The following is a 603-nucleotide window of genomic DNA, read 5'->3' as shown; positions in this document are numbered from 1 at the left end:
CTGTATGAATCCCGCCTGAAGGGAAAGCTGCACGTAATCAGCAAGCGATATACGCAGCGAATTGAGCGGCATAACCTGAATCTGAGGCAGCACCTGGCACGGCTGGGACGGAAGTCGCTGTCGTTCTCAAAATCGGTGGAGCTGCATGACAAAGTCATCGGGCATTATCTGAACATAAAACACTATCAATAAGTTGGAGTCATCACCCGCCTTCCAGTTCAATCCATAGTGCATTACGACCAGCTTTGATTGTCGGCCAGTCCATACCTTTGATTCTTTCCCATGAGCGGGAGGTGAATGTTTTTTCCAGCAAATCAGCTTTTGCGCGTTTGGCGTCGTTACTGGTGCCCCCATGGTGCTTGTTGAGCAACTCGATAATTTCATCAAGTGCGATTTCTTTTGCACGCTTTTCTTTTAGCCATGTCGGTGTACCGTCGTTGGCAAATAATTCACTGTTATCCCGTGAGGTATCGATGCCGAGGTGTTCACCTCCCAGGTTAAGAATGAAGTGGTCAACAAAAACTGGCCACCGAGTTAGAGTTTTTCCAGTATCGATTTTCCGATTCGTTTGGGGGTAACCCACCGTTATATTCGTGCGGTCTT

At 47.9% G+C, this 603-nt stretch carries 1 protein-coding gene and 1 pseudogene; one reads left to right on the top strand and one right to left on the bottom strand.

The window, feature by feature from the left end; translation table 11 throughout:
• On the top strand, positions 1–192 hold a 192-nt coding region (locus tag BGK49_RS27830; RefSeq protein WP_000718190.1), incomplete at its 5' end, for an IS1 family transposase.
• Between the two features lie 10 nt (positions 193–202).
• Here the strand turns inward: BGK49_RS27830 and BGK49_RS17200 are convergent.
• A pseudogene (locus BGK49_RS17200) lies at positions 203–505 on the bottom strand (AAA family ATPase); the annotation flags it as partial.
• Positions 506–603: the final 98 nt, after the last annotated feature.

The organism is Shigella sp. FC1544 (genome assembly GCF_001722145.1).
Lineage (GTDB): Bacteria > Pseudomonadota > Gammaproteobacteria > Enterobacterales > Enterobacteriaceae > Escherichia > Escherichia coli.
The sequence above is the reverse complement of the archived record's forward strand: the minus strand, read 5'-3'. Positions and strand labels throughout refer to the sequence as shown.